The sequence below is a fragment of the Prevotella sp. oral taxon 313 genome (assembly GCF_003043935.1).
Lineage (GTDB): Bacteria > Bacteroidota > Bacteroidia > Bacteroidales > Bacteroidaceae > Prevotella > Prevotella jejuni.
The window spans coordinates 1706578-1732503 of the sequence record NZ_PYXE01000001.1 but is presented as its reverse complement, the minus strand read 5'-3'; the positions used below and the strand labels follow the sequence as shown (position 1 = coordinate 1732503).

The window sequence follows — 25926 nt, the reverse complement described above, 5'->3', positions numbered from 1 at the left end:
GTACTCTTCGTTCAACAGTTGCCATCTACTACAACGAATAAGACAAAGAATAGAAGGAGTTAAGTCCATATCCTCTCAAGCTAATCATCTACAGATAGTAGCTACGGAGGATATAGACTTAACTCCTTCTAAGCGTTTATAGATCTTCACACTTGTAATGGAACAGAGCTAACAGATAATCTTCTCTTTTATTTTAGCGTTTCCACAAAGGCACTTAAAGCGACTCCACCATCCAGAGAAGGGGAATAAGTTTTAAGGACATTAAGCCTTACATCGCCGATGACTTCTTTTAAGTCCTTTGCTGTGTTCAGTACACAGATGTCTCCAGCCAATCCACATACATCTATTTGCTCTATCTTCAACGCCTTAATCAACCTACTAAGGATATTTGCTGATTCGGCGTTCTGCATAATTGAATACTCATCTTTCTCTATGCTGTTACCCTTATATAATAAGGTGAAACCACCCTTCGACTCATTAAGTGCAACCAACAAAGAATCCCAGATAGCTGCACCAACAGAATGTTGTACACAATGGCGTGGCCATAACCCACCTTCATCAGCAAACGAACTATGATGATAAGGATGCCAATCTGCTGTTACTATCTTCACCGAATACTCTTCACTCTGTTCCTTTACATACGTTGCCAATGCATCCATAGCCTTGGCAGCCCCTCCAACAGGAAGTGAGCCTGTAATAAAGTCGACTTGTGGATCGACTATTAACAATAGTTTTTTCATATACTATAATTCCTTTATATAATAAGAATTAATATCTTCTTCGTTTCTGTTATAAAGTAGATTAAATCAGAAAGATTATCCAACATTATTTATATTAATATCTTATCAAATACCTTTCCACCACTTAGAAGATTATAGAAAAATAGTGACACACTTGTCATGTATCACTACTTTATATTTCAACCTTTATACTTGTGCATTATCAGGCTCAATTTCATGCGCATCTACTTCTACCATTCCACGCTTAACATGGCCATCGTAAGTAACAAAGTAAATACCCCTACCTGGCGTCCACTCCATACAGAAGAGGTCTCCAGGACCTTCAAAACCATTCTTCTTGATGAGACGTAACGCCCATTCCTGCGAACGTCCACTATGCTTAAGACCGCTCTCTACAAACTCACCATTGTTTATCAAGAGGAAAGACTCAGATGCTTTACCAGAAGGAAGGACTGTTACTGAACCATTAGCCTCAAACAATACGTCCTCTACTTCAAACATAGAAAAGATGCCTTTCTGCCTTAATAGCAAACGAAACTGCTCCATTTCGATACTGTTACGCTTGAAGTTTCCGAAGTTGATAACACCGTTCTTCACAAGAAAGACACTCTCTCCCTTAATTAAATGACGTAGGCGAGCTGAACGCATAGCAAAGCGCACGAGCATATTAAAGCCTGTCCACACAGCTAAAGCGAAGAGAAGGTGCCCGATAGACATGTCTGGGTTGTATAAGACACCACCGACTAATGCGCCAATCACAAAGGCACTCACGGTGTCAAGTGGGGTCAACTGTCCCATCTGAGCCTTACCAGTTATGCGCAAGAAGGCAAGAATACCAATCATGCCCGTAATTAACTTTACGGCAATGGCAAGGTAGGGTTGAACAAAATCAATCATTTTTTCGTTGTTGTTAAGACGTTATTATAATTTCTGTTTTCGCTCTTTTTATCGCTGCAAAAATACATCTTTTATACTGAACTCACAAGTAAGACGCCTAAAAAATACTACCAATCAGCCTTTTCAACTTACGGACACCCTACAAGTTAGCCATAAACAGCACCAGAGCTAACTATTAATTCAAAAAAAGAAATAACTCCTTTGTCAGTTCAGAAATAATATATAACTTCGCAGCAAACAAACAGATAGAGTTATGGATAGACTCCTAAACAATGGAGAAATCCATCTTTGACATTAAAAACAGATAAGAATGGAATATTATATTAAGGTAGGTGAGGAGAAAAGAGGGCCTTATAGCCTCAACGAATTAGTAGAGCGAAACTTAGAGTCTACGACATTGGTAATGCCTACAGATGGTACTGAATGGGTGCAAGCAAACCAGATTGAAGAGCTTCGCACACGCTTTGAGAATAAAGAGTCTACCAACGAGGCTGCTAATAAGGAAGAGATACCTTTCGTAGAAGCAAGACCCATCCTTCAAGCTACACCACAAGAGGAAAATCAACAACCGCAACATGCACCAAAGAAGAAGCATCACACTGGTTGTCTCTTGGTTTTGCTGCTTTCATTCGTTGTCTTGATTGCAACGATGATAATTACCTGTCCAAAGGCCGAACAGCACAAGGAAGTTCTCTCAACGGTTATAACTGCCACCGTCAACGACGCTGTCAACGAGAGTGACAATATAACTGGTAATGCTTACCTCGACAATGCCTTCAAAACTGTTAGCAATGCTTTCGCTGGCAAAGTGATACAAGCTGCCGTCAACGAACTTGTGACTGTTGATAATTACGTCGTTTGCTCCTTAGGAAAAGTACGTTATGAGGGTAAGGCCCACGTTGTTTCTGTGGGTGTCTTTGGCCATATCTTCACTGTTGACGAGGACGACCTTCGTGAAGCAGCAGAGGACTATTACAAGAAGAAGGAAATCAACATGAAGGAACAAATCAAGAAGAAAGCACAGAAGATACTGCAAGATAATATCATTGCACCGGCTACGTCCGCCATACAAGGATTATTGGGGAGTGCACTCGATGGGTTCTTAGACGAAGTGGGTGGGGATACTCATGCTTCAAAACCAAGTAGGCATAAGAGAGTGGAAAGCGACTCTATTCAATAACGGGACGCATTCCAAAAAGACTTAGATGTCTATATTTCTTCTTAAAAATAAAGAAGATTACGATTAAAAAGGTAATTTTACATATTATCATTTGCACAAGAACAATATTTTATATACATTTGCAGCATTAAATTAAATAGTTTATAAGTATGAAAAGATTATTTTTGATTGGGGTAATGGTTCTTACAGCCGTAGCAGGTTTTGCTCAGAGTGGCGAAAGAATCGATACATTGAAGGAGCGGCAGAAGGTGCTCAAGATAACTACAAAGTTAAACAAACTGCAGTTAGATTACGAGAAAGAGAAGGCAAACAATATCGAACTCAGCAAGAAAGCAGCAGATATCAATGTTGAAGCAAATATAGCTACAACAGAATTCAACACTACTAACGCATCAAACACGGTTAAGGATGCGAAGAGTACTATCAAAAGACTGAAAGAAGCTAAGGCTATCAATAAGAAGTTGGCTAAGAGTCAGAAGACTTTAAGCAAGATGGAAAGAAAGATTGCTAAGCTTCAGGCAAAGATTGATGACTGTAACAAACGCATCAAGTTTGTTAACAATTAATATCGTCAAAAATATTATCGAGAATAAAGGACGCACACTTTGTGCGTCCTCTCTTATATCTGGCAGTAGCACAGATAACTACCTACTGCGATCTCACAAGCTAATACCAACGTTGGAAATCCATTATTTTACTCTCTAAAAAAACATTATATAATGATAAAGAAGATACTCCTATCACTATTGATATTATTAGCTCATCTACCAATATACTCCCAAATGCTCTTTTCAGAGAACCTAACAATGAACATTGATAGTACAAAGACTATACAAGGAACATTATTACCTGTATTGGATTTCAAGACTGAACAGGAGAATATACTTACTCTTAAGAACACGGCCAACCTTAATGTTTTGATAAAACATAAGCGTGTCATCAATCTAATCAACAAATTAGAGTTCTCTACATACGGTAAGAAAGTAACGGTAAGTGGAGGATTTGTACACCTTGAATATCGCTATCTGTTAAGCCCTTCGGTAGAGGTTTATCCTTATGCGGAGTCACAATGGGCTGGTAGCCGTGGTATGGAGTTTAAGATTTCATCTGGTTTACTATCACGTTATCAACTCATCAACAAGGAGAAAGTGCAACTTTTTGTTGCAGCAGGATTGTTCTATGAATTTGAGAAGTGGAAAGACCCTACTCCTAATGCCGACCCACTATATGCTTACAGTCGTAGTATTAAGAGTCACATCTCTGTAAGCTTTAAGCATCATATTAGTGATCATTGGGAATTGACGACCACTGCTATCTATCAAGCGAAACCAGATAGCTACACTAAGGCAGCTCGATTCGGTGGCGCAGTAGACTTAAAGTATAACATTACACCAAACATTGGTATTAATGGTGCCTACCGTGTCATCTATGATACAGCACCGATTGTTCCTATCAGAAAGACTTACACCACCGTAGAGGCTGGTCTTAGCGTGTCTTTCTAAGTAAGTTATGCAACTGTAGGAAGCCTTTTAACACTGACAATTTAGCGTAAATATGACTCCTAACAACACCCTTCTCTAAGGTAAAACAGCATCTATCAGAATTCTTTTCACGAACGAAAAGATTTATTTTCATGAACGAAAAGATTTATGTTCACGAACGGAAATATTTATTTTCATGTAAATAATTCGCAAGCAGTGGTCGAATTGCTGATGACTGGCTGATAAGATGACTCCAACACAAGAACTTTTCTGCTGTTTATAAGGTATGGGTAAGTAGTATAAAAGTTGTACTTAGAAGGATATGGAACTAAGGTTAGGTTTCTTCATAGAGGTAGGTAAACAATAAGGGCACACTTTTCAACTATCTGTATGAAACTTCTTACAGACAAATGAAAGGTGTGCCCTCTAACGATAAACCCTTTTGTTTACTCCATAATCTCTACTGTTACGCTTTCAAACTCAGCCATGAAATTAAGGAGATGATTCTTATAACGTTTCCGTTTGAACTTCATCTCCATCGTTACAACGTAGTAGTAACCAGAAGAAGTGTCTTTACGTTTCATCTCGTAGGAGTCGATGATAACTTCTTTAGCACGCAAACGCTGCAAGACAAGTTTGATACTTTCTTCCTTCGGCGTACTGAATGTGACTGTAATATTACGTGTTCCAAAATGCTGAAGTATAAAATAAAGAGCCTCCAAGCAGAGCAGTACGAGGACTGTTGTGGCTATTGATAACACATACATACCTGCACCAGCCGTCATACCGATAGCAGATGTGACCCATAGACCAGCCGCAGTGGTCAGTCCACGTACCACATGTTTCTGAAAGATAATCGTGCCTGCACCGATGAAACCTATACCCGTCACCACCTGCGAAGCAATACGACTGGGGTCGAGTGATACTTGCTCATAATTGGAGAGGACATTGTCGAAGCCAAACTGTGACAGAATCATAAACAGACCACTACCTAATGCCACAAGGAAGTGTGTTCGGAAACCAGCTTCCTTTGCACGATACTCACGCTCCAGACCAATCACACCACCCAACATGGCAGCTACGAACAGTCTTAATACAAATTCGTATGTTATTATGTTCATGTTTTCTCTCTATTAAAAGATGAATAAGATTATAATCGCAAATATACGAAAAAGTTCAGTTATCTCACTCTTTTCAACCTTAAAAATCTCTTTTTCGTGAATGAAATCTTCTATTTCTTAAAAAATGATTTGTATCTTTGTGAACATTATCAATATACTTGAAATTATGACAGAGAGGGAGAAACAGCAGAAAGGGATGCTTTATCAGGCAAATGACCCAGAAGTTTTGAAAGACTTATACTACTGCGAAAACGAGTGCTATGAAATCAATCAGATTCCACCCTCACGTAGGGATGAACGTATGGAACGTCTGAGAAAGTTGTTTGGAAAGGCTGGCGATGGTATGTTTATCGTTGCTCCGTTCTTCTGTGACTATGGTTATAACATCGAAGTGGGCGAGAATTTCTTTGCTAATACTAATTGTGTCATTCTTGATGAGGCTAAGGTGACATTCGGCGATAACGTATTTATTGCCCCTAATTGCTCTTTCTACACTGCTGGTCATCCACTTGATGTAGAACTTCGAAATAAGAAGATTGAGTATGCTCTGCCTATTCATGTAGGGAATAATGTGTGGATAGGAGGCAATGTTGTCGTTGTACCGGGTGTGACGATAGGCGATAATACCACGATAGGGGCTGGTTCTGTCGTTACACATGATATCCCAAGTGGTGTTGTGGCAGCTGGTAACCCTTGTAGAGTGATAAGAAAACTGGATGAGTAGGGTAGCTTTGTTGTTATTTAATGCATAATCCTGTATGGAATATGGATATAGAGAGTATGTGGAATGGAGTACTATTAAGGGTGCTGAATTGTTGTAAGTTAATCGCAGGTAATTACAATTTTAAATGAAAGAAAGTAATATCACGTTTGTCAAGAGTGTTCTTCTTTTATTACTATTGTTCCTTGTTGGGAGAGAGATACAGGCACAAAGCCGCTTTTCGCCTTGTAGTAAGTTGGATTATGAACTCTATGCACCTATTCTCAACGAGTTATACAATCCTCTTGCAGCAGAACAATACATTGTTGCAGAAGGCGAGTCGGAGAAGTACGCTTTACAAGTTATCGATGGTTCTCGGCTCTCAGAACGAACGTATATACTTGCCTATAAGGACTTAAAAGGCAATAAGAAAGAGTTGACAGATAGTCTTTGCCAAATGAAAATAGCGTCATTGCTGCGTTATGCTGTGCTGTCTTCTACACCCTTTGTACGTAGAAAGCTTGGGATACGACACAAGACTTGTTTCTTCTTTGACCTGCAAGATGGAGCAGAATACACTTTTCGTAAGGAAGAAGAACATGGTCGGGGAGGACTGATAGACGTTTTGGAAACATCGTGTGAAGCGGTGAAGAATAACAAGCCAGAGCTTATTCGACAGCTAATCCCTCAAATTGATTCTTTGACACGACACTTTAAGACATTTGAGTTGGCGGAGAGTTGGAATGTCTCTACGTCTGAGAGTTATGCGTATAGTTTCCCTTGTACGCAATTGTCTACACACTATAGTGGATTTCATGTGTGTTTCCTTCGACCAGTGTTGACGCCCGATGAGCTTAGTAATAAGTATGGACAGTTGACGCAAAGAGTTGCCAAATGGCTGTTCTTAAATTCAAATATATTAGATTTCACAAGGAGTGTATATATCAATGTAAGCCGTGAGAAGGTTGATGAAAACAAACGATTTTCATATAGCTACGGCCATTATTATATTAATGTAACAGAGGATGAACTGACGGAAAGCAAACTGATTGCTTTATTCAAAACATACTTGTTGAGATAGTCCCATGCTTTTTTGAAACGACTTTCACCTATTTAATAAGGTTCTTCAGTTAAATGTGTAGATTGTTAATAGAATGAGATTAATCCACATACATGGTAAGCTTACCTTCAATAAGATTGTTTTATAAGGGGGAGCAAACTACATGATAAATGTAATTAGGTGTGATGTCTATCTGTCGTCTACAAACAATTTATTCCTATTAGCCTAATTAGGCTATTTAGTCCAATTGGGCTAATTAGGCTAATAACTTATTATTCTGTTATAATTTTTCACATCATAATTTTGAATACATGCTCTTTTGGCTTCTAAAAGACGCCCTTTTGGGTTGCAGAAGATGCTCTTTAAGACCCTTGCTAACGCCCTTTTGAAGTCCAACTAAGCACCTTTTACTTTACTGCTTATAACTAATTGATTTTCTGTTGGTTGTAAACCTGCTTCAAGTGTGTGTTTTTGCCGTTAGTTATAGGTGTTTTCTTTGAAATTATGTAATGATTTTTTAAATCCTTGTCTGCAGGCTTTCGATGTCTTAAAACGAAAAGATTTTCAATGAAAGAGGATGAAAATAGGATAGATAGTTGACTGTCTCAGCCATATTTTTGTTTAATGAGTAACTTTGACTCTTACGTTAAAGCACTACGAAAAGCGTCCACACATTTAACGGAAGAACCTTTAATAATAGGAGGTTTGGATTTTCGTAATAGGTGATATGGTCTTTTATAATAGGTGATATGCATTCTTATAATAGTTGATTTGGACATTTCAGGAAAGGTGATAATTGTGTTTAATAAAGTATCACATTAGTGGTCTCGATGGTATATCGGTTCTGTCAGTTCTCCATGCCATGCGGAGTTCGGTTTTCATTTAGGCTTGCGAAAATACCGTTATCAGATGTTTCTTAATGCAGAAAAGTGCAAAAGAGATGAAAAAACACAGTTGTTTCTGATACAACAAACCAACCAAAGCACTCTTTTAACAATTTTTATAGGTGTTATTGTAGACCGGTTTAATTTGATTTAACTTTGCGACTACAAAACCTAAAATAAGTTTTAATCTAAATATACTTAAAAGCCTATGTACCTAAGGAAGAAAAGGACTACAAGCTTAATGATGATGGCTTTGTTCAGTTCAAGTTTACTGCATGCCAACATTACGTATAAAGCTAATGCAGCCGTTGTTCAACAGCAAGCTGTATGTAAGGGAACAGTTGTCGACAGTAATGGAGAACCAGTTGTTGGTGCCTCTGTTTTTGCCGTAAGTAATGGACACAAGAAAGGAAGTGTAACTGATCTTGATGGTAATTTCGAGATAGACGGTATCGCTTCAGGCTCTTCACTTACCATCTCTTATGTTGGTTATAAGACTCAGCAGGTGACTTGGAGTGGTAAAGACCTAAAGGTAACACTTCAGGAGAGCAGTGAGATGCTTGATAACGTTGTCGTTGTCGGTTATGGTACACAGAAGAAGGTTAACCTTACTGGTGCTGTCTCTGTTGTTAATTCAAAAGCACTTGAATCACGTCCAGTAATGAGTGTAGCACAGGCATTGCAAGGTGAGGTTCCAGGATTGAACTTCAGCGTTGGTAATGCAGGTGGTTCATTGAAGAGCCGTATGGGACTTAACATTCGTGGTATAGGAACTATTGGTGATGGTTCTAATGCTGCTCCACTCGTACTTATCGATGGTTCGGAAGGTGATCTTTACTCTATTTCTCCAAATGACATCGAGAGTATCTCTGTATTGAAGGATGCTTCATCAAGTGCTATCTACGGTTCACGTGCTGCGTTTGGTGTTATCCTCGTTACAACTAAGAGTGGTAAGGAAGGTCGTACGAACGTTTCTTATAATGGTAACGTACGTTTCTCTACAGCAACTCAGATTCCAGAGATGCCTAACTCATACGACTTCGCACGTTATTGGAATGATGCTGCAGCAAACAGTGGCGGTAATGCGCCATTTAGTCAGGATATGCTTAATAAGATTAAGAACCATATCAATGGTACACCAGCGCCAGGTGAAGAGGTAACTACGACTTGGCAGGGTACTGCTGCTAATGAGCCATGGAGTATGTATAATGGTTCTTGGGATAATACTAACTGGTTTAAGGAGATGTATAAGTCTGCTGTTCCTTCAACAGAGCATAATATCTCTGTAAGTGGAGGCGGTAATAAGGTGAACTACTATATCAGTGGAGCTATCTTAAGTCAGCGTGGATTGATCCGTCATGGTAAGGATAAGCTGAAGAGATATAACTTCTCTTCTAAGGTTACAGCAAACCTCACTGATTGGGCAACAGTTACCTATAACACAAAGTGGATTCGCGAAGATTATAGCAGACCATCTTATATGACCGGACTCTTCTTCCATAACATCGCACGCCGCTGGCCTACCAACCCTGTTTACGACCCAAACGGCCACTATGTACATGGAAATGAGATCTTACAGATGGAGAATGGTGGTATTGATGCAACCCAGGAAGATAAGCTCTTCCAGCAGCTTGCTCTTGAGTTCCGACCAATCAAGGGATGGAAGATTAGATTAGAAGGTAACTACAATACCACTAACTACCACAACCATTGGGACGTGTTACCTATTTACTACTATGATCCAGATCAGCATCCAATAGCTGCAGCATGGAGCGGAGACTATGCAGCAGGAAAGTCTAACGTTGGTGAGGTAATGTCTAAGAATAATTACTACAATGGACGTTTCTTCACTGAGTATAACATGACACTCAATGACAAGCATGAATTTAAGTTCCTTGCTGGTTTGGACATGGAGTCTAATATTTATACTTACCTCAGTGCTTCTCAAGCTGACCTTGTAACACCATTAGTGCCAACCCTCAACAATGCAACTAATAAAGTTGTTGGACGTGGTTTCTCTAATACACATTGGTCAACAATGGGTGTGTTTGGTCGTATCAACTATGCTTATGACTCACGTTATTTGGCTGAGTTCTCTATTCGTAGAGACGGCTCTTCACGTTTCATCGGAGATAAGACATGGGGTACATTCCCATCTTTTGCACTCGGTTGGAATATTGCTAACGAGCAGTTCTTTAAGCCTCTTAACAAGACAGTTAATACTCTTAAGTTGAGATTAACATACGGTTCACTTGGTAATACTAATATAGACCAGCTCTATCCTTGGTTCCTCAGACAGCCTATTAGCTCAAACTCTTCAGCATGGCTTGTTAATGGTGAACGCGTTAATACATCAGGCGTTCCTGGTCTTGTATCACCTTTCCTTACATGGGAGAGAGTACAGTCATGGAACATTGGTCTTGACTTCGGATTGTTTAATAACAAACTTCAAGGAACATTCGATTACTTCGTTCGTACAACAAAGAACATGGTTGGTCCTGCACCTGTTAAGCCATCTATTCTCGGAGCGACACAGCCAAAAGAGAATAATAGTGATATGAGATCAAATGGTTGGGACTTAGAAGTAAGATGGAGAGACAGAGTTGGACAAGTAAACTATGGTATCAAGCTCGTTCTCTCTGATGATTACCAGACTATTACGAACTTCTATAATCCAAACAGACTGCTTTCTCAGTGGTGTGCTGGTAAGCGTATGGGCGATATCTATGGTTATAAAGTAGAAGGTATAGCACAGACTGATCAGCAGATGAACGAATGGTTGGCTAATAATAAGCCTTCATGGGGTTCTGACTGGGCTGCAGGTGATGTAATGTACAAAGACCTCAATGGTGATAAGAAGGTGAACTCTGGTAAGAGCACATACGATGATATGGGTGACTTGACCAAGATCGGTAACTCATTACCACGCTATCGTTTCGGTATCACTTTGGATGCTAACTGGAAAGGATTTGACTTCCTCATCTTCATGCAGGGTGTTGGTAAGCGTGATTTCTGGGATGCTTCTCCTTATAGTGTTGGTGCTAATACTGGTTTGTGGCAGAGTGCAGCATTCAAGGATCACCTTGACTACTGGCGTCCAGCTACCGATACCAACTTCGGTCCTAATCCAAATGCTTTCTATCCAAGACCTCTCTTCGGTGCAGGTTCTAAGAACTTCCAGACAAGCGACAGATATCTACAGAACGCAGCATACATGAGAATCAAGAATATTCAGATTGGTTATACGCTGCCAATGTCTATCGCAAGCAAGATAGGAGCTAATAGAATACGTTTCTACTTCTCTGCTGAGAACCTCGCAACATTTACTAAGATGAATAAGATTTTCGACCCTGAAGCAACAGGAGGAGACTGGGGACCTGGAAAAATTTACCCTCTTCAGAGAACTGTTTCATTCGGTTTGAATCTTAACTTCTAAATACACGGAATTATGAAAAAGATTATTTCAGATATACTAAAAGGTGGTCTACCATTGCTGTGCCTTGGCATGACTGTTACTTCATGTGATGATTTCCTTGATAGAAAACCTCTTGATCAGGTTTCACCAAGCGAATACTTCAAAACTGCAGATCAACTTGGTACATTCACCATTAACTACTATACAAGAATCTTCCCTAATAACAGTGGCTGGTTTGGGGGTGTTGCTACATTTGATAATGGTACAGATAACCAAGCAGCAAGAGATGGAAACTCTGGAATGTACCTACAGGATCAGTGGAAAGTCCCAACATCTAAAGGTCTTGATGTGTATGCTATCAGAGATGTAGATAAATTCATTAATGAAAGTGAAGCAAAGATTGCCAAAGAAGAAGTAACTGGCACGCCAGAACTTATCAATCAATACATGGGTGAAGCTTACTTCATCAGAGCTATGCTCTACTTTGATAAGCTGAAGACTTACGGTGATTTCCCTATCATGCTTAATGAGTTAAACATTGATAAAGACCTCGTAGAAGCAAGTAAGCGTCAGCCTCGTAACCTTGTTGCACGTCAGATTCTTTCTGATATGGATAAGGCTATTGATAAGTTGCAGGTGAACTTTGCCAATAAGGTACGTATCAATAAGTATGCTGCTCTGGCTATGAAATCAAGAATGGCACTCTATGAAGCAACCTTCGAGAAGTATCACAGAGGAACAGGTCGTGTACCAGGTGATGCTAACTGGCCAGGTAAGAACAAGGAGTGGAACAAGAACTTCACTATCAATCAGGATGATGAGGTTAATTTCTTCCTTGATCAAGCGATCGATGCAGCTAAGAAGGTGTGTGATGCTGTACCATTGTCAACTCAGAATAACCACGTAATGAATCCTGGTACTGTTGGTAACTTCAATGGCTGGAATCCATACTATGATATGTTTGCAAGTCCAAACTTGACGAAGTATCCAGAAGTTCTTTTGTGGAGAGAATTCAATACTGATATCAACGTAGCCCACCTTACATCAAACAAACTGCGTGGTGGCTTGTCTTCAGGTTGGACTCGTGGTCTCGTAGAGTCATTCCTTATGAAGAATGGTTTGCCTATCTATGCTTCTGGTTCAGGCTATCATGGTGATACTACAGTAGACTTAGCTAAGACTGATCGTGATGAGCGTTTGCAGCTTTTCGTGTTCGGTGAGTCTAATGACCTTGATATTGATCAGAAGAGTATTGATTTAATTAATAAGCAAAGAGTTAAAGAAGGTAAACCTACCATTACTAAACTCTTATTCGATGCGGCAACTCTCTTCGCAACAGACCAGGCAAGTAGAGACGTAACTGGCTATCGTCAGCGTAAGTTCTACAACTATGATCCAGCAATGCAATTGGGTCAGACCTTCTCAGATGTTGATGGTCAGATTATTATTCGTGTTGAGGAAGCTATGCTCAACTACATTGAAGCTTCTTATCTCCGTACTGGCTCATTGAATGCAACAGCTACTGGTTATTGGACAGCATTGCGTGCACGCGCTGGTATCACAGCCCCAATTTCAACAACTATCGCTGCAACTGATATGAGTAAGGAGGCTGATGTGAATCGTCCATCATACGACTGGGCAGCATTCTCAGCTGGTCATCCAGTGGATGCAACACTCTATTCTATCCGTCGTGAGCGTCGCAGCGAGTTTGCTGGTGAGGGTCTTCGTGAAGATGACTTGATTCGTTGGGCAGCTTTGGATCAGGTGAAGAACTATCAGATTGAGGGTGTTAACTTCTGGGATCAGATATATCAGAGTCCTTCTTTCGTTGATAAGAATGGTGTGAGTCTGATTATTGCTGATGGTGGTGCTAATGCTACAATGTCTGCTAAGACACTTTCAAAGTATGTTCGTCCTTACCAGATTCAGACGACCAACAATATCCTCTACAACGGTTACACCTTCTATCAGGCACACTACTTGTCTCCATTCTCTTATCAGGAGATGCAGCTCTGTTCACCTGATCGTAATGCAGAGAACTCAAACTTGTACCAGAATATCTACTGGCCAGTTGAGGCAAATGGTGAAGCTATAAAGTAGGCTTTAACTGAATAAGACAGAATTAAATAAGGAGAGAGAGCATGTCAAGCGATTGATATGCTCTCTTTCTTTGTACGCTTACTCGTTGTCTGTGTAATAGAAGTTGCTTTAAGGGACATAAGTTTTATACTATGTCATTAGGTAGAGATGTGTTTCGATGGCCTTAGTACATAATGCTGGTAGAATTATTTACGTGAAAAGAAATATTTATTGTCATGAAGAAAAATATTTTTTTTCATGAATATAATTAGAGGAAGCTTTATTTTATAGAAATGTAACCATGTTTTGTCTGCCAAAGAAGGCTGTTGTTTTTAGTTGTATCCCTTGTATATTAGAGTACAAAAGTTTATCTTTGCAAGATATAATTCTTACTGTTTAGGAGGCAGTTGATGACTGTAATAATAAATTAAGTATGTTCGCTTTTATCATCATTATACTACTTTGTGTTCTTGCTCTTGGTGTTTCACTGTTTGTTGGTCATTGGAATAAGAGCAAGAAAAGTGGGGCTGAGTTCAGTGTTGTTGCTTTTTATAATAAGGATTGGCGGTCTTTATTCTGGATATTCCTCCGTGTGTTGTCTTTTGCTTTGGTTACAGTTATTTTATTCTTAATGGTAATTGCCACTTTTGGTGAGGATGATGCAGGCGAGTGTTTCTTTTGGATTATCATGTTTATTGTCGGCAGCTGGTTTATTTCAATACCTATTCTTGTTATTTATATCTGCTCAGCAGTGCAAGCTATTCGGCACCGTGATTATATGAATAACGTCTTTCTTGGCCTTTATTGTTTCAATGCTCTTCAGTTACTTTGCGTTGTGATATTGAGTAGTCAGCTATAAGTGGTTTGTATGAATAATTGTTATTTCATCTTCTTTTCCTGTGCAAGTATCAATAGAAACTCTTATCTTTGTAGTCAATCTATAGTCTTTCAGAAAGACAACCATTTTTAAAGACCTATATTAATAACCTATAATCTTTGACTCCCATGTGGAGAAATGATTTATAATGAGTAGAAACTTACATGATAAAGAATAAAAAGCTTCGGATAGCCATAGCTTCTGTTATTATGGCTTTGATTTACCCACTTATTTTTATGTTCTTGTTTGCAATGGAGGCAGCCTCTGGAGACAGCACTGATGCGGCTGGACGGGGGTATGTAGTTTTGGGTATATACATAGAAGGCTTCATGGTTTCCGTAGTATACTTTATAATCAGTATAATCTTCTCACGTATTTTCCTACGAACTCTACTTCCTCCCTTCATTGCTTTATTACTTTTATTATTGGGATATGGGATATCTCTTATACCTGATTACATTGATACTCTTCCAAGTGAGTACACAGAGTATTATGAAGATGGTAAGGTGAAACAAGTTGGAAAAAAGGAACATAGTTATGATACATGGGTTGGTTGGGTGAAGTCCTATAGGCGAGATGGCACCATTTGGAAGGAAGAGAAATTCCCTTCTATCAAGTCAGATAATCACTTAATCTATGCTAAGTATTATTATGAGGATGGTACTTTAAAGTCGGAGGGGTACACAACTTTTGATAACTTAGCGCATCGAGAAGGTGAATGGAAGTTCTATAAGCCAGATGGAACACTTGATGATATTCGCAATTATGACGAGAATGCAGTAAGATTAAACTCTTCTGAGAAATATCAACTATATACAGATGGGGTAAAGATATACAGAGTCGGTTCTGGGAAACTATTTACTGGTACACTCAGTAATACGCCTGTTGTCTATTTGAAAAACTATTTCAACGAATTTCCAGAAGCCTTTTTCCCAAGAGAAAATGAAGACGACGAGGAAGAGATATTCCCCGACTTATATACATGTAGGGTAAAGAATGGATTAAAGCAAGATAAGGTCGTTATTCGTTATGCTACTCATGGACATCCTATTGCCTATCAGACTGTTATCTATGACGGTGGTAACTCATGGGCTCCTGCCAATGTTTATTATCCAAATGGACAGATACAAGATAAAGTAACAATACTTGATGATAGTACAAGGCGTTATGATTGCTATTATCAAGATTCAATAAAGCGCCGTCCGCATGGTGTTCTTCGTTTTAAAGTAAAGTACAGGAATGACGATGCTATTGATACGGCTTATTGGTATAATAGTCATGGGAAGCTACGTGCATGGGCTGTTTTCAAGGATGGGGATATCGTTAAACACTGGCCAGAAGAAACGTATTAAGATTATGAAGAAGAATATAATAAAGGTATGCCTGATAGTGCAGGTGATTTGTGTACTACTTTTCTTGATAGATGTCATCTGTTTAGGAAAAGACACCTTCTGCTATTTTATACAACAGGTGGAGATTGTTGGGACCGTTCTCACTTGTTGGGTATGGGTTTATTACCTTGCTAAACTTATCTCCTTTTGCACTAATGACTCAAAAGTTGGTAGGTTTCTTCTATGGTCAATATCCGTTATTGTTTTCTTTATATTCCTAATACCCTCCTTGAACTTTATCCTCTCTAATATAGCTCTGGGTTGTGAGTATCGTGATAGTCGTCATGAGATACTTATAAAGGTCCATGATCCCATCTTTTTCTTAAGTTATAATCCGCAGTTTGTGTTCTATAAGAAAGGAATGATTATTAATCATTATATGGGAGAGGACATTGGTTATAACCTTCCAGGCGACCAGAATAAGCGATGGAAGTTCTATGATGACCTTGGAGTGGCTGTGCTTACGGCAGACAAAGACTTAAATGAAGGTTTAGGACTACTGTCTGACAACAAGTTCTATTATATTGATGAAGCCAAGGCCATGACCCACAAGAAGGAGATAAGCCAGTTAGCACAGCAACTCTTCTGTGAGAACGATAAGTATATAGTCTTTGCTGATGGGTATTACCTAAAGAATGGTTTTGATACTCGTTCTATCTATGATACAAAGTCACGCTTGTTGCGTCAACTCTTTTTTAGTGATAGCGTGGGCATAGAAGTACCAGATACACGATATAAGCATTTCTCAAAAGTTGATAATGATAGTATTATAGCTTGTATAAGATCAATTCCTTTATCTGTATTACCCGTCAATGTGGGAAAAGATGATACTTTAGGTATGAGTATTAATGAGCGAATTGTTACAGATCAGAATGCAAAGTCCAATCCAGCTGTGAAGAGGAAATTAATGTGGCTGTTCTATAAATTAAACTAAGAAGCCGTCTTTATGTTTGCTCTAGTCTAAAGTGAACAATTCAGTAAAACTAATTTTGCTGTCATTACTGTCATGCTTTTTGAAGATGCAATACTTTGTCATACAGATAGTTGCTGCCAAATGTTAAAATGACAGCAACTTGATAATAACATTATTCTTATAATAGCGTGTGATAATAGACTTCTGTTTTTGGTAGTTTTTTATCCCTTTATTAGTAATCATGTTTGTAGTTGGCAACCTTATAAATTAAGGAGATAGATAAGCAAAGTTGTCAGACAAGTACCAAAAACTCATGGTACTGATAAATATATCAATAGTCTATTATGATGGTATTTACGATTAATATTCTACTATTCCTACTTGTCCTTGGTGTTTGGCTATGGATGGATAACAGGAAGAAAAATAAACAAAAGGATGTAGTTGTCGATGCAGAGGGTTCTTGTAAAAGCTATTATCGTTTCTTCTTCTGGCTGTTTCTACGTTTTTTGATATATGTTCTTGTAACAGTCCTGTTGTTTACAATCATGTTGAGCTTCTACGAAGATGATTATCCAGAGGATTCGCTCTCCTGGTTAATGATTTTTGCAATACTTGGTTGGTTCATTTCAATACCTATTGTTCTTGTTTATATCTGTTCTCTTGTACAGTCGGTTTGGTATCGTAATTATGTGAACAATATCTTTCTTGGACTCCATTGCTTTAATATCTTACAGGTGTTGTGTATTACGGTATTTGCTGTTGTTCCACAAGAAGAATGTACTCCTGAGACGATGGAGGCGTCCTACAATGCTAATCAGCAGAATATAGAGAGACTTATTAAGGTTACAAGAAGTTGGCTACCAGATAGTACTGGATTCTCTGTAGCGTATTCGAAGCATGGAAAACTGACGGACTGGGGTGTATCTTCAAAGCAAGACGTTAATTTCAAAGGTGATGAGATAGAGTCGAAGAAAGAGCAGGAAAGAGAACTACAAAAGATAGGATTAAGTATAGAAAGACTCGATTCTGTTCGTTTAGCCTTGCAGAAGATGGGTTATCGAGGCTTGTCTGTCAGTAGAGGTGGTACTGTAAGTGACTATACAGAAATCGTTTATGGGGTGACTGGAAATAAAGAGTTTGATTATAGAATCTATGATAAACCGCTCACAGACTCACTTGCGTATGAGTTAAATCGGCATTATCACCTTGTTGTCTACAATCGATATGTAGTGTTTAGTTGTGTGGAGTCATCTGATTATGATTATCCTTTCCCTGGTAAATATGACTATTTGCAGAAACATGCAAGGGCTAAGCGTGTGCAATAGTTTGTAAGAGAGTATATGTATAAGGGTTTTAGTACATCACTACTGATAGTAAAAAGCCTTCATCTTCTGCAAGGACAATAATGCTGCAGACGGATGAAGGCTTTTTATGATTGTGTTTTGTTTACTCTTTAGAACTTGTAAGTGACTGTAGCTTTAATGTTCCGTGGAGCACCAGGGAAGGAGCGGAGTTTGTCGTATCCGCCCACCCAATAAACTTTGTTCAGTGCGTTGTCGAGATTTAATTGTACCTGCAGGTTACGGAGACGATAGTAAAGGGCAGCGTTAATGAGACCATAGCCAGGGTAGACCGTAGTATTCTCACGTCTTCCAACTTGTCCATAACGTTTTGTAACAGCATTCCAACCAAGTCCAAAACCGAAGTTACGTAGCGTACCAGTCTGTATGATATACTTTGACCAGATATTAAAAGCATTACGAGGAGTGTTAGGACGCTGCATTCCAAAGTCTTTCTCAGAATCAGTTGCAGTCTTTGTGATAGCAGCATGGGTGTAGGCATAGTTTGCAACAACACTCCAGTTAGGGAGGATGAAGCCTGCCACATCAAATTCTATACCCTTTGACGTCTCTTCTCCCACCTGTTCTAACAACTCAGGGTTGTTTGCGTCGTTAGCATTATAGAGTGTGTTGCGTTTCTGAAGATGGAAGAATGAAAGCGTTGTACTAAGTCGTTTGTCAAACCATTCGCCTTTCAAGCCCGCTTCCAACAACTGGCTATACTCTGGGTCGAATGGTCCACCGGTGTTAGGGTTACCCTGTACGGATGCACTCTGTGGCTCAAAGCCTTTTACCCATGTACCATATACGTTCAGATTCTTATTGATTGAAACGACAGCACCAAGGCGTGGAATGAACGCATGCTGCGTGGTACGGGTCTCCTTATTGGTCTTATAATTTAGTACATCAGTGAATATTTCTTGGCGAATACCCAAGAGAAGCTTTACTGGTCCTACTTCCATCTGCTCTTGAAGATAAATGCCATGAGAATACTGTAGGTAAGGAGAGAGTGCTGTTGAGACAAAGATATACTTTGAGTAGTCGCGTTCAATGTTGTTATTATTGCTTGTCAAGTCATAGTAAGGCACATTCGTTCGTGGATTACCATCCTTGTCGAGTACGTATTTAGCAATGTTGGCAGGCTTGAAAGCCGTTGTTGTCGTACCGTCCTTCAATAGATAGCCTCCAGCAGTCATTGCTGACGAGCCAGCTTGCTGTGCCATTTGGAAATAGTCATAGCCTAAGAGGATACGATGATGGACTGAACCCGTGCTTACGTTATAGTTAAAATAGGTGTTGAAACTATTGTTGCGGAAGTGACGCTGGCGTACAAGGCACTGCATAAGGATGCGTGACGGACTCTGTGTACCATCTGCTAACTTCACGTAAGCATTGGCTTGATTGTGCTCACGAAGGTCTTCATCATAGGAAGAGTTCAGATAGGTAGCATTGAAAGAGAGGTTATCCGTGAACTTATGGGTTACACCAAGCGTAATATTCACGAGGTTCTCCTTAAGATAGTCATTTGTTGCAGAGAGCGAACGAGTGATAGGAACGGATTTGAGGTCACCATCTCCAAAGATAGGCTGACCACGATCAACCTTGCCATCGGTGCGCTGATAAACGATGTCGACGTTAAAGCGTGTCCTTTGTGTTGGGAGAAACGAGAATGATGGTGCAACGATATAGTTTGTGTTTTCCTGTAGGTCACGGTAAGAATCAGTATGTTCGTAACCGATGTTAAGACGATAAAGTAGGGTATGCTTCTTGTCTAATGGTCCAGTAAAATCTCCATAGGTGTTCAGTGTGTTGAAGCTACCAACGGTTGTTGATACTGTATTGCGTTGATAAGGTAGTGGTTTCTTAGTTACACGATTAATAACACCACCCGGTGCAGCATTGCCAAAGAGAGCAGAGGCAGGACCTTTGATAACTTCAACACGCTCGATGTTTGCTAATGACTGCTGTTTCCAAAGACTTGTCTGTGCTCGCATACCATTGACAAGGTTACCAGAATTACGGTTACCAGTAGTGCGGAAACCACGGATAGAGAAGTCATTATAGAAGGTATATTGGTTTACACCACTGATATTCTTTACAACCTCATTGATAGTTGTTGCGCCTTGGTCGCGCACTAACTCCTTTGTTACGTAACCGATAGATTGTGGGATGTCTTTCAAAGGTGTCTCTGTCTTTGTACCGATGAAAGAGTTGGTATTCTTATAGGAACGTTCGTTACGTCCAATTACTTCTACCGTCTGCAGTACTTGGTCGTGCAGATAAGGTGTTGAAAACAATGTGTCTTGTGTAAGGCTATCTGTTGGGACTTTACCCATAGTGTTCCCTTGTGCATTTATTGGCAGGGCTGCAGAATATAATAAGGTACCTGTCAATAAAATATAAGAGTGTAATCTTTTAACCATATTGATAAATATAATAATCCTGAAATAATTTATAAGCGGTGCAAAAGTATATATAAAATATGAATACTACAATACCTAAGAGTTGGTATAAATTAGTTTCTGTTAGGTTATTGAGTGACAATATGTAATAATAAGTCCCTACTTATGTGTGGTGTGAGAGCACTTGTAAAAGTTAGAAAGAATGGTCTAACTTCCGTATCTCTCCAAATGTAGCGAGTAATAGAATGTTAGTTTACCCTTATGAAAAAGCTGTTAGCTGAAGAGGGGGACACTAAATGAGTAAGTAGAAATTGTAAGGATATTTCTGTGATTACTCCCTCTTCATTCAGAGAAAAGGCTGTATATGAGGGAAGAAGAGGCCTAACTACGTTCAAGAACATGCTCTTCTTATATGAAGAAGACGCCCTTCTTGCTGCAAGAGGGACGTCTTCTGTGACGCAATCTGTAATATGCTGATTTGTTGTGTGTTATGAGTTTGGCTGTTGGAGATGTTATATCCTTTCGGTGAAGATGTTTCGTACGATGTTATGTAATGATTTTTTATTACTTTACTGGTTCTTTTGAAACATGGAAGATTACCTATTACGTTTCTATGAAGATGTTGAGCAAAGTAGTAGCTTACGTTCTGTTTCTTCGTGTAACGTCGGCTGGAAAGTTATTAGTCGGACGGTAAGTCGTCTCTTTTCTATTAACTACGTTACCCAACAATAATGTTTTTTACACCTCTGTATTCTGAAGAACATACTTCGGAGACTCACCATACTTGTTTGCATCTGGCTGACTATCTTGTAGAAGGAAAACCAGAATTGTAATACCTAAGGCGATGTTTATTAGATAGAAAACGATAGCTAAGATACCTGTTATGCTTGTTATAGCACTAATCAAAACGTTCATTGCGGCCTGAATATCTTGTGATCGTATGGCTTCTAAATATGCGCTGAAGTTGAAAGACACAAAGAAAAGTGTACAAGAAATTGTTCCTACACAAGCTTGGGCAGCCCACCACCATCCGCTTCTTCCAGTGTCATGCAAACGACGGAACTGCATAGAAATGCCTGCAATACTAAGAACAAGTGCTACAAGAGGTCCGACAAAGGGAACTAATGATATAACAAAAGCTGCGATGAAAAGGGTAAGAAAGCCCCACCAATACTCAGATCGACGGATGCGACCATTGAACTGAAAGAATTTCTTGAATGCGTTCTGTGCTGCTACAGCAAACTCAACTTGTGGTAATTCTTTGTACTGTGACATAATTAGTATAGTTTTATTAGTTAATCTTAGATGCTCATTTGTCTTATTCTTTCAAGAGATCAGGACGCAATCTTTTGGTTCGCTCCATAGCTTGATCAAACTCCCATTGTCTAATCTTAGCCTCGTGTCCACTGAGAAGTATCTCTGGCACCTCCCAACCATTATAGCTACGAGGGCGGGTGTAGATAGGTGCTGAGAGCATATCATCCATAAAACAGTCGGAGAGTGCACTCTGTTCGTCACTGATAACACCTGGAACCAGTCGTACAACAGCATCGGCAATAATGGCTGCTGGTAGTTCGCCACCTGTTAAAACAAAGTCGCCAACAGATATTTCACGTGTAATAAGATGGTCGCGTACACGTTGGTCAACGCCTTTATAATGTCCTGCAAGAATAATGAAGTTACCTCCCAATGAGAGGTCATTAGCAATCTTCTGATTAAATTGTTCGCCATCAGGTGATGTAAAGATGACTTCATCGTACTCCCGCTCTTCCTTCAAAGCAGCGATACATCGATCAATAGGTTCAATCTGCATGACCATACCAGCTTGTCCACCAAAAGGATAGTCGTCAACACGGCGCCATTTATCCTTTGTGTAGTCACGAAGATTGTGCAGACGAATCTCTGCCAACCCTTTCTTTTCTGCTCTGGCAAGGATGCTCTCGTGTACGAATCCTTCCAGCATCTCTGGTAATACGGTGATGATATCTATTCTCATATAGGCACAAAGTTAACTAATCTTTTGCTATTACGTTGATAGTTTAGGATTTTTTTGTAACTTTGCTGCAGTTTCTAATATATAAACTAAGAACAGTTATGAAAAGATTCTTTTCCCTCGCTATCTGTATGATAGCAGCTTTTTGTTGTGCAAACGCACAAGATGTCCAGTTGCATTATGACTTAGGTCATAGTCTTTACAAGAACCTAAGTTCTCGTACGTCAGTAACAACAACAGTAGAAATGTTCAAACCTGATACATGGGGTTCTACCTATATGTTTACTGATATTGATTACAAGAGCGATGGAGTAATGGGTGCTTATTGGGAGATTTCACGTGAGTTTAATCTTACGAAGAATAAGCAGTGGGCTGCACATGTTGAGTATGACGGTGGTTTAGGTTCTGGTAAAACTATGGATAGCTATTATGGTAACCGTTATCAGCATGCTGTTCTTCTTGGTGGTGCATGGAACTGGGCTTCAAAAGACTTTTCAAAAACGTTCAGCCTTCAGTTGATGTATAAGTATCAGTTTAAGAATGCTCACACTGGTGCACATCCTTTCAGTGGTTTTCAGCTGACAGAGGTATGGGGTACAACCTTCGCTAAAGGTCTTTGTACATTCTCTGGATTCTGTGACCTTTGGTATGATCCAAATGTTAATGGTAAGTTGATACTCCTTTCTGAACCTCAGTTCTGGGTTAATCTCAATACACTCAAGGGTATGAAGAATGTGAATCTATCCTTGGGTTCAGAGGTTGAGATTAGTAACAATTTCGTATGGAATGACAAAGGACAGAATAACCATTTCTATGCTATCCCTACAGTAGCAGCTAAGTGGACCTTCTAAAAGAGTTGTTTATATATAAAAAGGAGACGATGTAGCAATCGTCTCCTTTATATATTTATTGTATTTATGCCTTAGAATAAATTTCCTTCTGTGGATTGTGAAGATGTTTCTGACGTTGTGGTTTGTGCAAAGCGAGCTATGAAATCATCTTCTGATATAATAGGAATGGAAAGTTCCTTTGCTTTCTGATTCTTTCCAGAAGTACTTTCTACGTCATTGTTTATAAGATAATTCGTTGATTTAGAAACAGAACCAGTTACCTTACCACCTTGACTTTCTATGTATGCTTTCAGTTCGTTGCGGTTCTTGTAATGGTGAACATCACCTGTAACAACGAAGGTTAATCCCTGACAACTATCACCAGTTGGTGCTGATGAAGGTTGACTAACGTTTAGCTCAACCAACAGATGCTGTAGCATTGATTGATTATCAGTATCTTTCATCCAGCGTACAAAGCTTGCACTCTTCTCTGGTCCAATACCAGCAATCGTTGAGAAGACATCTTCTGCTGCACTTTCTGTAGCTGTTTTAATAAGTTCCTCCAATGGATAAGCTGATAAAAGACGATTACAAACATCTTGTCCAACAAGGGGAATGTTTAAAGCAAAGAGCAGACGACGTGCTTCAACATTACGAGCCTTTTCAATAGCAGCCAATAACTTAGTGACACTCTTGTTTCCGAAACCTTCCATTGTACGCAGCTCTGTGGCATGTTCTGTAAGATGGAAAAGGTCAGCATATTCACGAACCCATCCAAGGTTTATAAATTTCTGTACGGTCTGCTCGGAGAGTCCGTCAATGTTTACACCTTCTTTTGATACAAATCTACCAAATTTCTTCAGCTGTTTAGCTGGACAATGTGTATTGGTACAGTGTAGTGTGCGTGTTCCACTAACCTCGCTTTCGCTAACTTCTGTAGCAGAATGGCATACTGGGCAAGTCTCAGGAATATGGAAAGTACCAACGCTTTCAATAACGTTTATAACCTTCGGAATAATCTTATTTGCCTTTATAACAGCTATTTTTGTTCCTTTATCGCCAATCCCTAATCGTTCACATTCGGAGATATTACAAAGGGAAGCACGCTTAACGGTTGTTCCTTCCAACTCAACAGGACGGAAAACGGCAACAGGTGAAATGGTTGAAGCAGCACATGACCATTCGATATAATCTAACTCTGTATCTGCGCTTTCATCTTGCCACTTAAAGGCATAGCCTGCACGTGTGGCATGATGGCCTGTGACAGAACCTGTTGCAGCGTAGACGGTATCGTCGTAAGTGATGACTAAGCCATCAACGGGGTAGGGGAAAGGTGACGAACTTGCGCCTGTTACCCTTTCTGTCCAATGATGTATGACTGCCTCTATGTTGGCAATAGTAGGCTGTTCGATGAGCTCTCTGTCGACAACTCTGAAACCTTGGTGTTCAAGCCATTCCATGCGTCCGCCCCAAGAGTTTATTTCTTCCTCTGTATAAACGAGTGTAAAAGGAATCCAACGCAAGTGGCGGGCTTTCACCTCATTGATATCTTTCAAAGTGAGAGAGCCCGATGCGAGGTTGCGAGGGTTGGCATATTCTTCCTCTGCTTCCATGTTAAACTGTTCAAAATCAGGATAACTGATGACAGCTTCACCACGGATAACAAGATGTCCCTTATAGGGAATGGTTTGCAAGATACCATCAATAGCCGTAGAAAGATGAGTAATATTGGTGCCAATATGACCATTTCCACGTGTGACAACCTTTGTCAGTTTACCATTATCGTATGTAACAACAAGTGTCAATCCATCCAACTTCCATGAGAGCCATATAGGTCTATTCTCTGCCCATTTAGCAAGGTCTTCTACCTTCTTAGTTTTTGCCAAGGATAGTGCAGGGAACTCATGTACTTCTTTTTTACCGGCAACATTATCGGCAGATACATTTTGTGTTGGAGAATCGGGGAGTATAATACCTGTTTCTTCTTCTAACTTTTTTAGCTTATCAAAGGCTGCATCCCATTCATAGTCTGTCATAAGTTCGTCACGACCATTGTAATAAGCGTCGGATGCAGCATTAAGTTGATTGACAAGTGATTGTATTTCTTTGTTCATAATTTGGTTTGATAGCTGATGATGATAAATTGTTCTGTGTATTTATTAAGTAGGAATAAGAACTGATTGAACCGTTAGAGGCTATTTCCAAAGCTGTTTAATGAGTGCTGCATCAGCCTCCGTCCAATTGAGCTTTGTAAATTCCTCTGGCCTTAACCAGCATGCGTCAATGTGTTCAAGAAGTTTGAAATCTTTATCATGTGCCATACAGTCGTAGGCAGTAAGCCGGACAATGAAATCAGGATATTCATGTTCAATACTCCCGAGCTTTGCCCCTACATAGATATTCCAATCCATCTCTTCGTGTAGTTCACGTCGCAAAGCCTCGTAATCATTTTCTCCCTCCTTCACTTTACCGCCTGGGAACTCCCAATGCTCAGCAATATATTCAGGCCCTTTACGTAACCGTTGGGTGCATAAAAACCTATCACCGTCATGGATAACAGCACAAACAACGTTGAGATATTTCTTTTCCATCGATTTCTTCTATTATCAAGATAATTTTATCT

20 protein-coding genes are annotated in these 25926 nt (G+C 39.6%); 12 read left to right on the top strand and 8 right to left on the bottom strand.

Annotated features, from left to right (window positions below; translation table 11 throughout):
* Positions 1 to 188: 188 nt before the first annotated feature.
* Together AXF23_RS06795 and AXF23_RS06790 are read right to left on the bottom strand one after the other, a co-directional pair.
* Positions 189 to 740, bottom strand: a complete 552-nt coding sequence (locus tag AXF23_RS06795; RefSeq protein WP_107624769.1) for an isochorismatase family protein — start codon at positions 738 to 740, stop codon at positions 189 to 191.
* Positions 741 to 926: 186 nt separating this feature from the next.
* Entirely contained in the window at positions 927 to 1637 is a 711-nt protein-coding gene (locus AXF23_RS06790; protein WP_102048097.1) for a DUF421 domain-containing protein, read from the bottom strand.
* A 310-nt stretch (positions 1638 to 1947) separates the two neighbouring features.
* Here AXF23_RS06790 and AXF23_RS06785 point away from each other — a divergent pair, with 310 nt between their 5' ends.
* The 3 genes from AXF23_RS06785 to AXF23_RS06775 all read left to right on the top strand — a co-directional run bounded on the left by AXF23_RS06785 (position 1948) and on the right by AXF23_RS06775 (position 4319).
* Positions 1948 to 2817, top strand: coding sequence for a GYF domain-containing protein (locus AXF23_RS06785; RefSeq protein WP_102048098.1), 870 nt, complete (start codon positions 1948 to 1950; stop codon positions 2815 to 2817).
* 149 nt (positions 2818 to 2966) lie between these two features.
* Entirely contained in the window at positions 2967 to 3383 is a 417-nt protein-coding gene (locus AXF23_RS06780; protein ID WP_102048099.1) for a hypothetical protein, read from the top strand.
* 153 nt (positions 3384 to 3536) lie between these two features.
* Complete coding sequence (locus tag AXF23_RS06775) at positions 3537 to 4319, top strand: DUF481 domain-containing protein (RefSeq protein ID WP_107624768.1); 783 nt, start codon at positions 3537 to 3539, stop codon at positions 4317 to 4319.
* Between the two features lie 425 nt (positions 4320 to 4744).
* Here AXF23_RS06775 and AXF23_RS06770 read toward each other — a convergent pair whose 3' ends face one another.
* Positions 4745 to 5419, bottom strand: a complete 675-nt coding sequence (locus AXF23_RS06770) for an MgtC/SapB family protein (protein ID WP_107624767.1) — start codon at positions 5417 to 5419, stop codon at positions 4745 to 4747.
* 166 nt (positions 5420 to 5585) lie between these two features.
* Here AXF23_RS06770 and AXF23_RS06765 point away from each other — a divergent pair, with 166 nt between their 5' ends.
* From AXF23_RS06765 to AXF23_RS06730, 8 genes are all read left to right on the top strand, one after another.
* Positions 5586 to 6143: a sugar O-acetyltransferase gene (locus AXF23_RS06765; RefSeq protein ID WP_107625819.1), complete on the top strand. Its 558-nt coding sequence runs from the start codon at positions 5586 to 5588 to the stop codon at positions 6141 to 6143.
* 124 nt (positions 6144 to 6267) lie between these two features.
* On the top strand, positions 6268 to 7200 hold the full coding sequence (locus AXF23_RS06760; RefSeq protein ID WP_107624766.1) for a hypothetical protein: 933 nt from the start codon (positions 6268 to 6270) through the stop codon (positions 7198 to 7200).
* Positions 7201 to 8271: 1071 nt separating this feature from the next.
* Positions 8272 to 11499 carry a SusC/RagA family TonB-linked outer membrane protein gene (locus AXF23_RS06755; protein WP_107624765.1) on the top strand — a complete coding sequence of 1076 codons (3228 nt, stop codon included), beginning with the start codon at positions 8272 to 8274 and terminating at the stop codon, positions 11497 to 11499.
* Positions 11500 to 11511: 12 nt separating this feature from the next.
* Positions 11512 to 13578, top strand: coding sequence for a RagB/SusD family nutrient uptake outer membrane protein (locus tag AXF23_RS06750; RefSeq protein ID WP_107624764.1), 2067 nt, complete (start codon positions 11512 to 11514; stop codon positions 13576 to 13578).
* Between the two features lie 412 nt (positions 13579 to 13990).
* Positions 13991 to 14416: a hypothetical protein gene (locus tag AXF23_RS06745; protein WP_107624763.1), complete on the top strand. Its 426-nt coding sequence runs from the start codon at positions 13991 to 13993 to the stop codon at positions 14414 to 14416.
* 182 nt (positions 14417 to 14598) lie between these two features.
* A complete protein-coding gene (locus AXF23_RS06740; RefSeq protein WP_107624762.1) occupies positions 14599 to 15786 on the top strand; it encodes a toxin-antitoxin system YwqK family antitoxin in 1188 nt (395 codons plus the stop codon).
* Between the two features lie 4 nt (positions 15787 to 15790).
* On the top strand, positions 15791 to 16759 hold the full coding sequence (locus AXF23_RS06735) for a hypothetical protein (RefSeq protein ID WP_107624761.1): 969 nt from the start codon (positions 15791 to 15793) through the stop codon (positions 16757 to 16759).
* Between the two features lie 323 nt (positions 16760 to 17082).
* The gene (locus AXF23_RS06730) at positions 17083 to 18063 is read left to right on the top strand and encodes a hypothetical protein (protein ID WP_107624760.1); all 981 of its coding nucleotides are present in this window, start codon (positions 17083 to 17085) and stop codon (positions 18061 to 18063) included.
* A 128-nt stretch (positions 18064 to 18191) separates the two neighbouring features.
* Here the strand turns inward: AXF23_RS06730 and AXF23_RS06725 are convergent, their stop codons facing one another.
* The 3 genes from AXF23_RS06725 to trmD form a co-directional block, all read right to left on the bottom strand.
* Positions 18192 to 20501, bottom strand: coding sequence for a TonB-dependent siderophore receptor (locus tag AXF23_RS06725; protein ID WP_107624759.1), 2310 nt, complete (start codon positions 20499 to 20501; stop codon positions 18192 to 18194).
* A 717-nt stretch (positions 20502 to 21218) separates the two neighbouring features.
* Positions 21219 to 21755 carry a DUF805 domain-containing protein gene (locus AXF23_RS06720; protein ID WP_107624758.1) on the bottom strand — a complete coding sequence of 179 codons (537 nt, stop codon included), beginning with the start codon at positions 21753 to 21755 and terminating at the stop codon, positions 21219 to 21221.
* A gap of 43 nt (positions 21756 to 21798) precedes the next feature.
* The gene (gene trmD / locus AXF23_RS06715) at positions 21799 to 22476 is read right to left on the bottom strand and encodes a tRNA (guanosine(37)-N1)-methyltransferase TrmD (protein WP_107624757.1); all 678 of its coding nucleotides are present in this window, start codon (positions 22474 to 22476) and stop codon (positions 21799 to 21801) included.
* A gap of 98 nt (positions 22477 to 22574) precedes the next feature.
* Between trmD and AXF23_RS06710 the strand changes: the two genes are divergently transcribed.
* The gene (locus AXF23_RS06710; RefSeq protein WP_107624756.1) at positions 22575 to 23324 is read left to right on the top strand and encodes a nucleoside-specific channel-forming Tsx family protein; all 750 of its coding nucleotides are present in this window, start codon (positions 22575 to 22577) and stop codon (positions 23322 to 23324) included.
* Positions 23325 to 23395: 71 nt separating this feature from the next.
* Here the strand turns inward: AXF23_RS06710 and ligA are convergent, their stop codons facing one another.
* Together ligA and AXF23_RS06700 are read right to left on the bottom strand one after the other, a co-directional pair.
* On the bottom strand, positions 23396 to 25417 hold the full coding sequence (gene ligA, locus AXF23_RS06705; protein WP_107624755.1) for an NAD-dependent DNA ligase LigA: 2022 nt from the start codon (positions 25415 to 25417) through the stop codon (positions 23396 to 23398).
* An 81-nt stretch (positions 25418 to 25498) separates the two neighbouring features.
* Positions 25499 to 25894, bottom strand: a complete 396-nt coding sequence (locus tag AXF23_RS06700; protein ID WP_107624754.1) for a (deoxy)nucleoside triphosphate pyrophosphohydrolase — start codon at positions 25892 to 25894, stop codon at positions 25499 to 25501.
* Between the last annotated feature and the right edge of the window lie 32 nt (positions 25895 to 25926).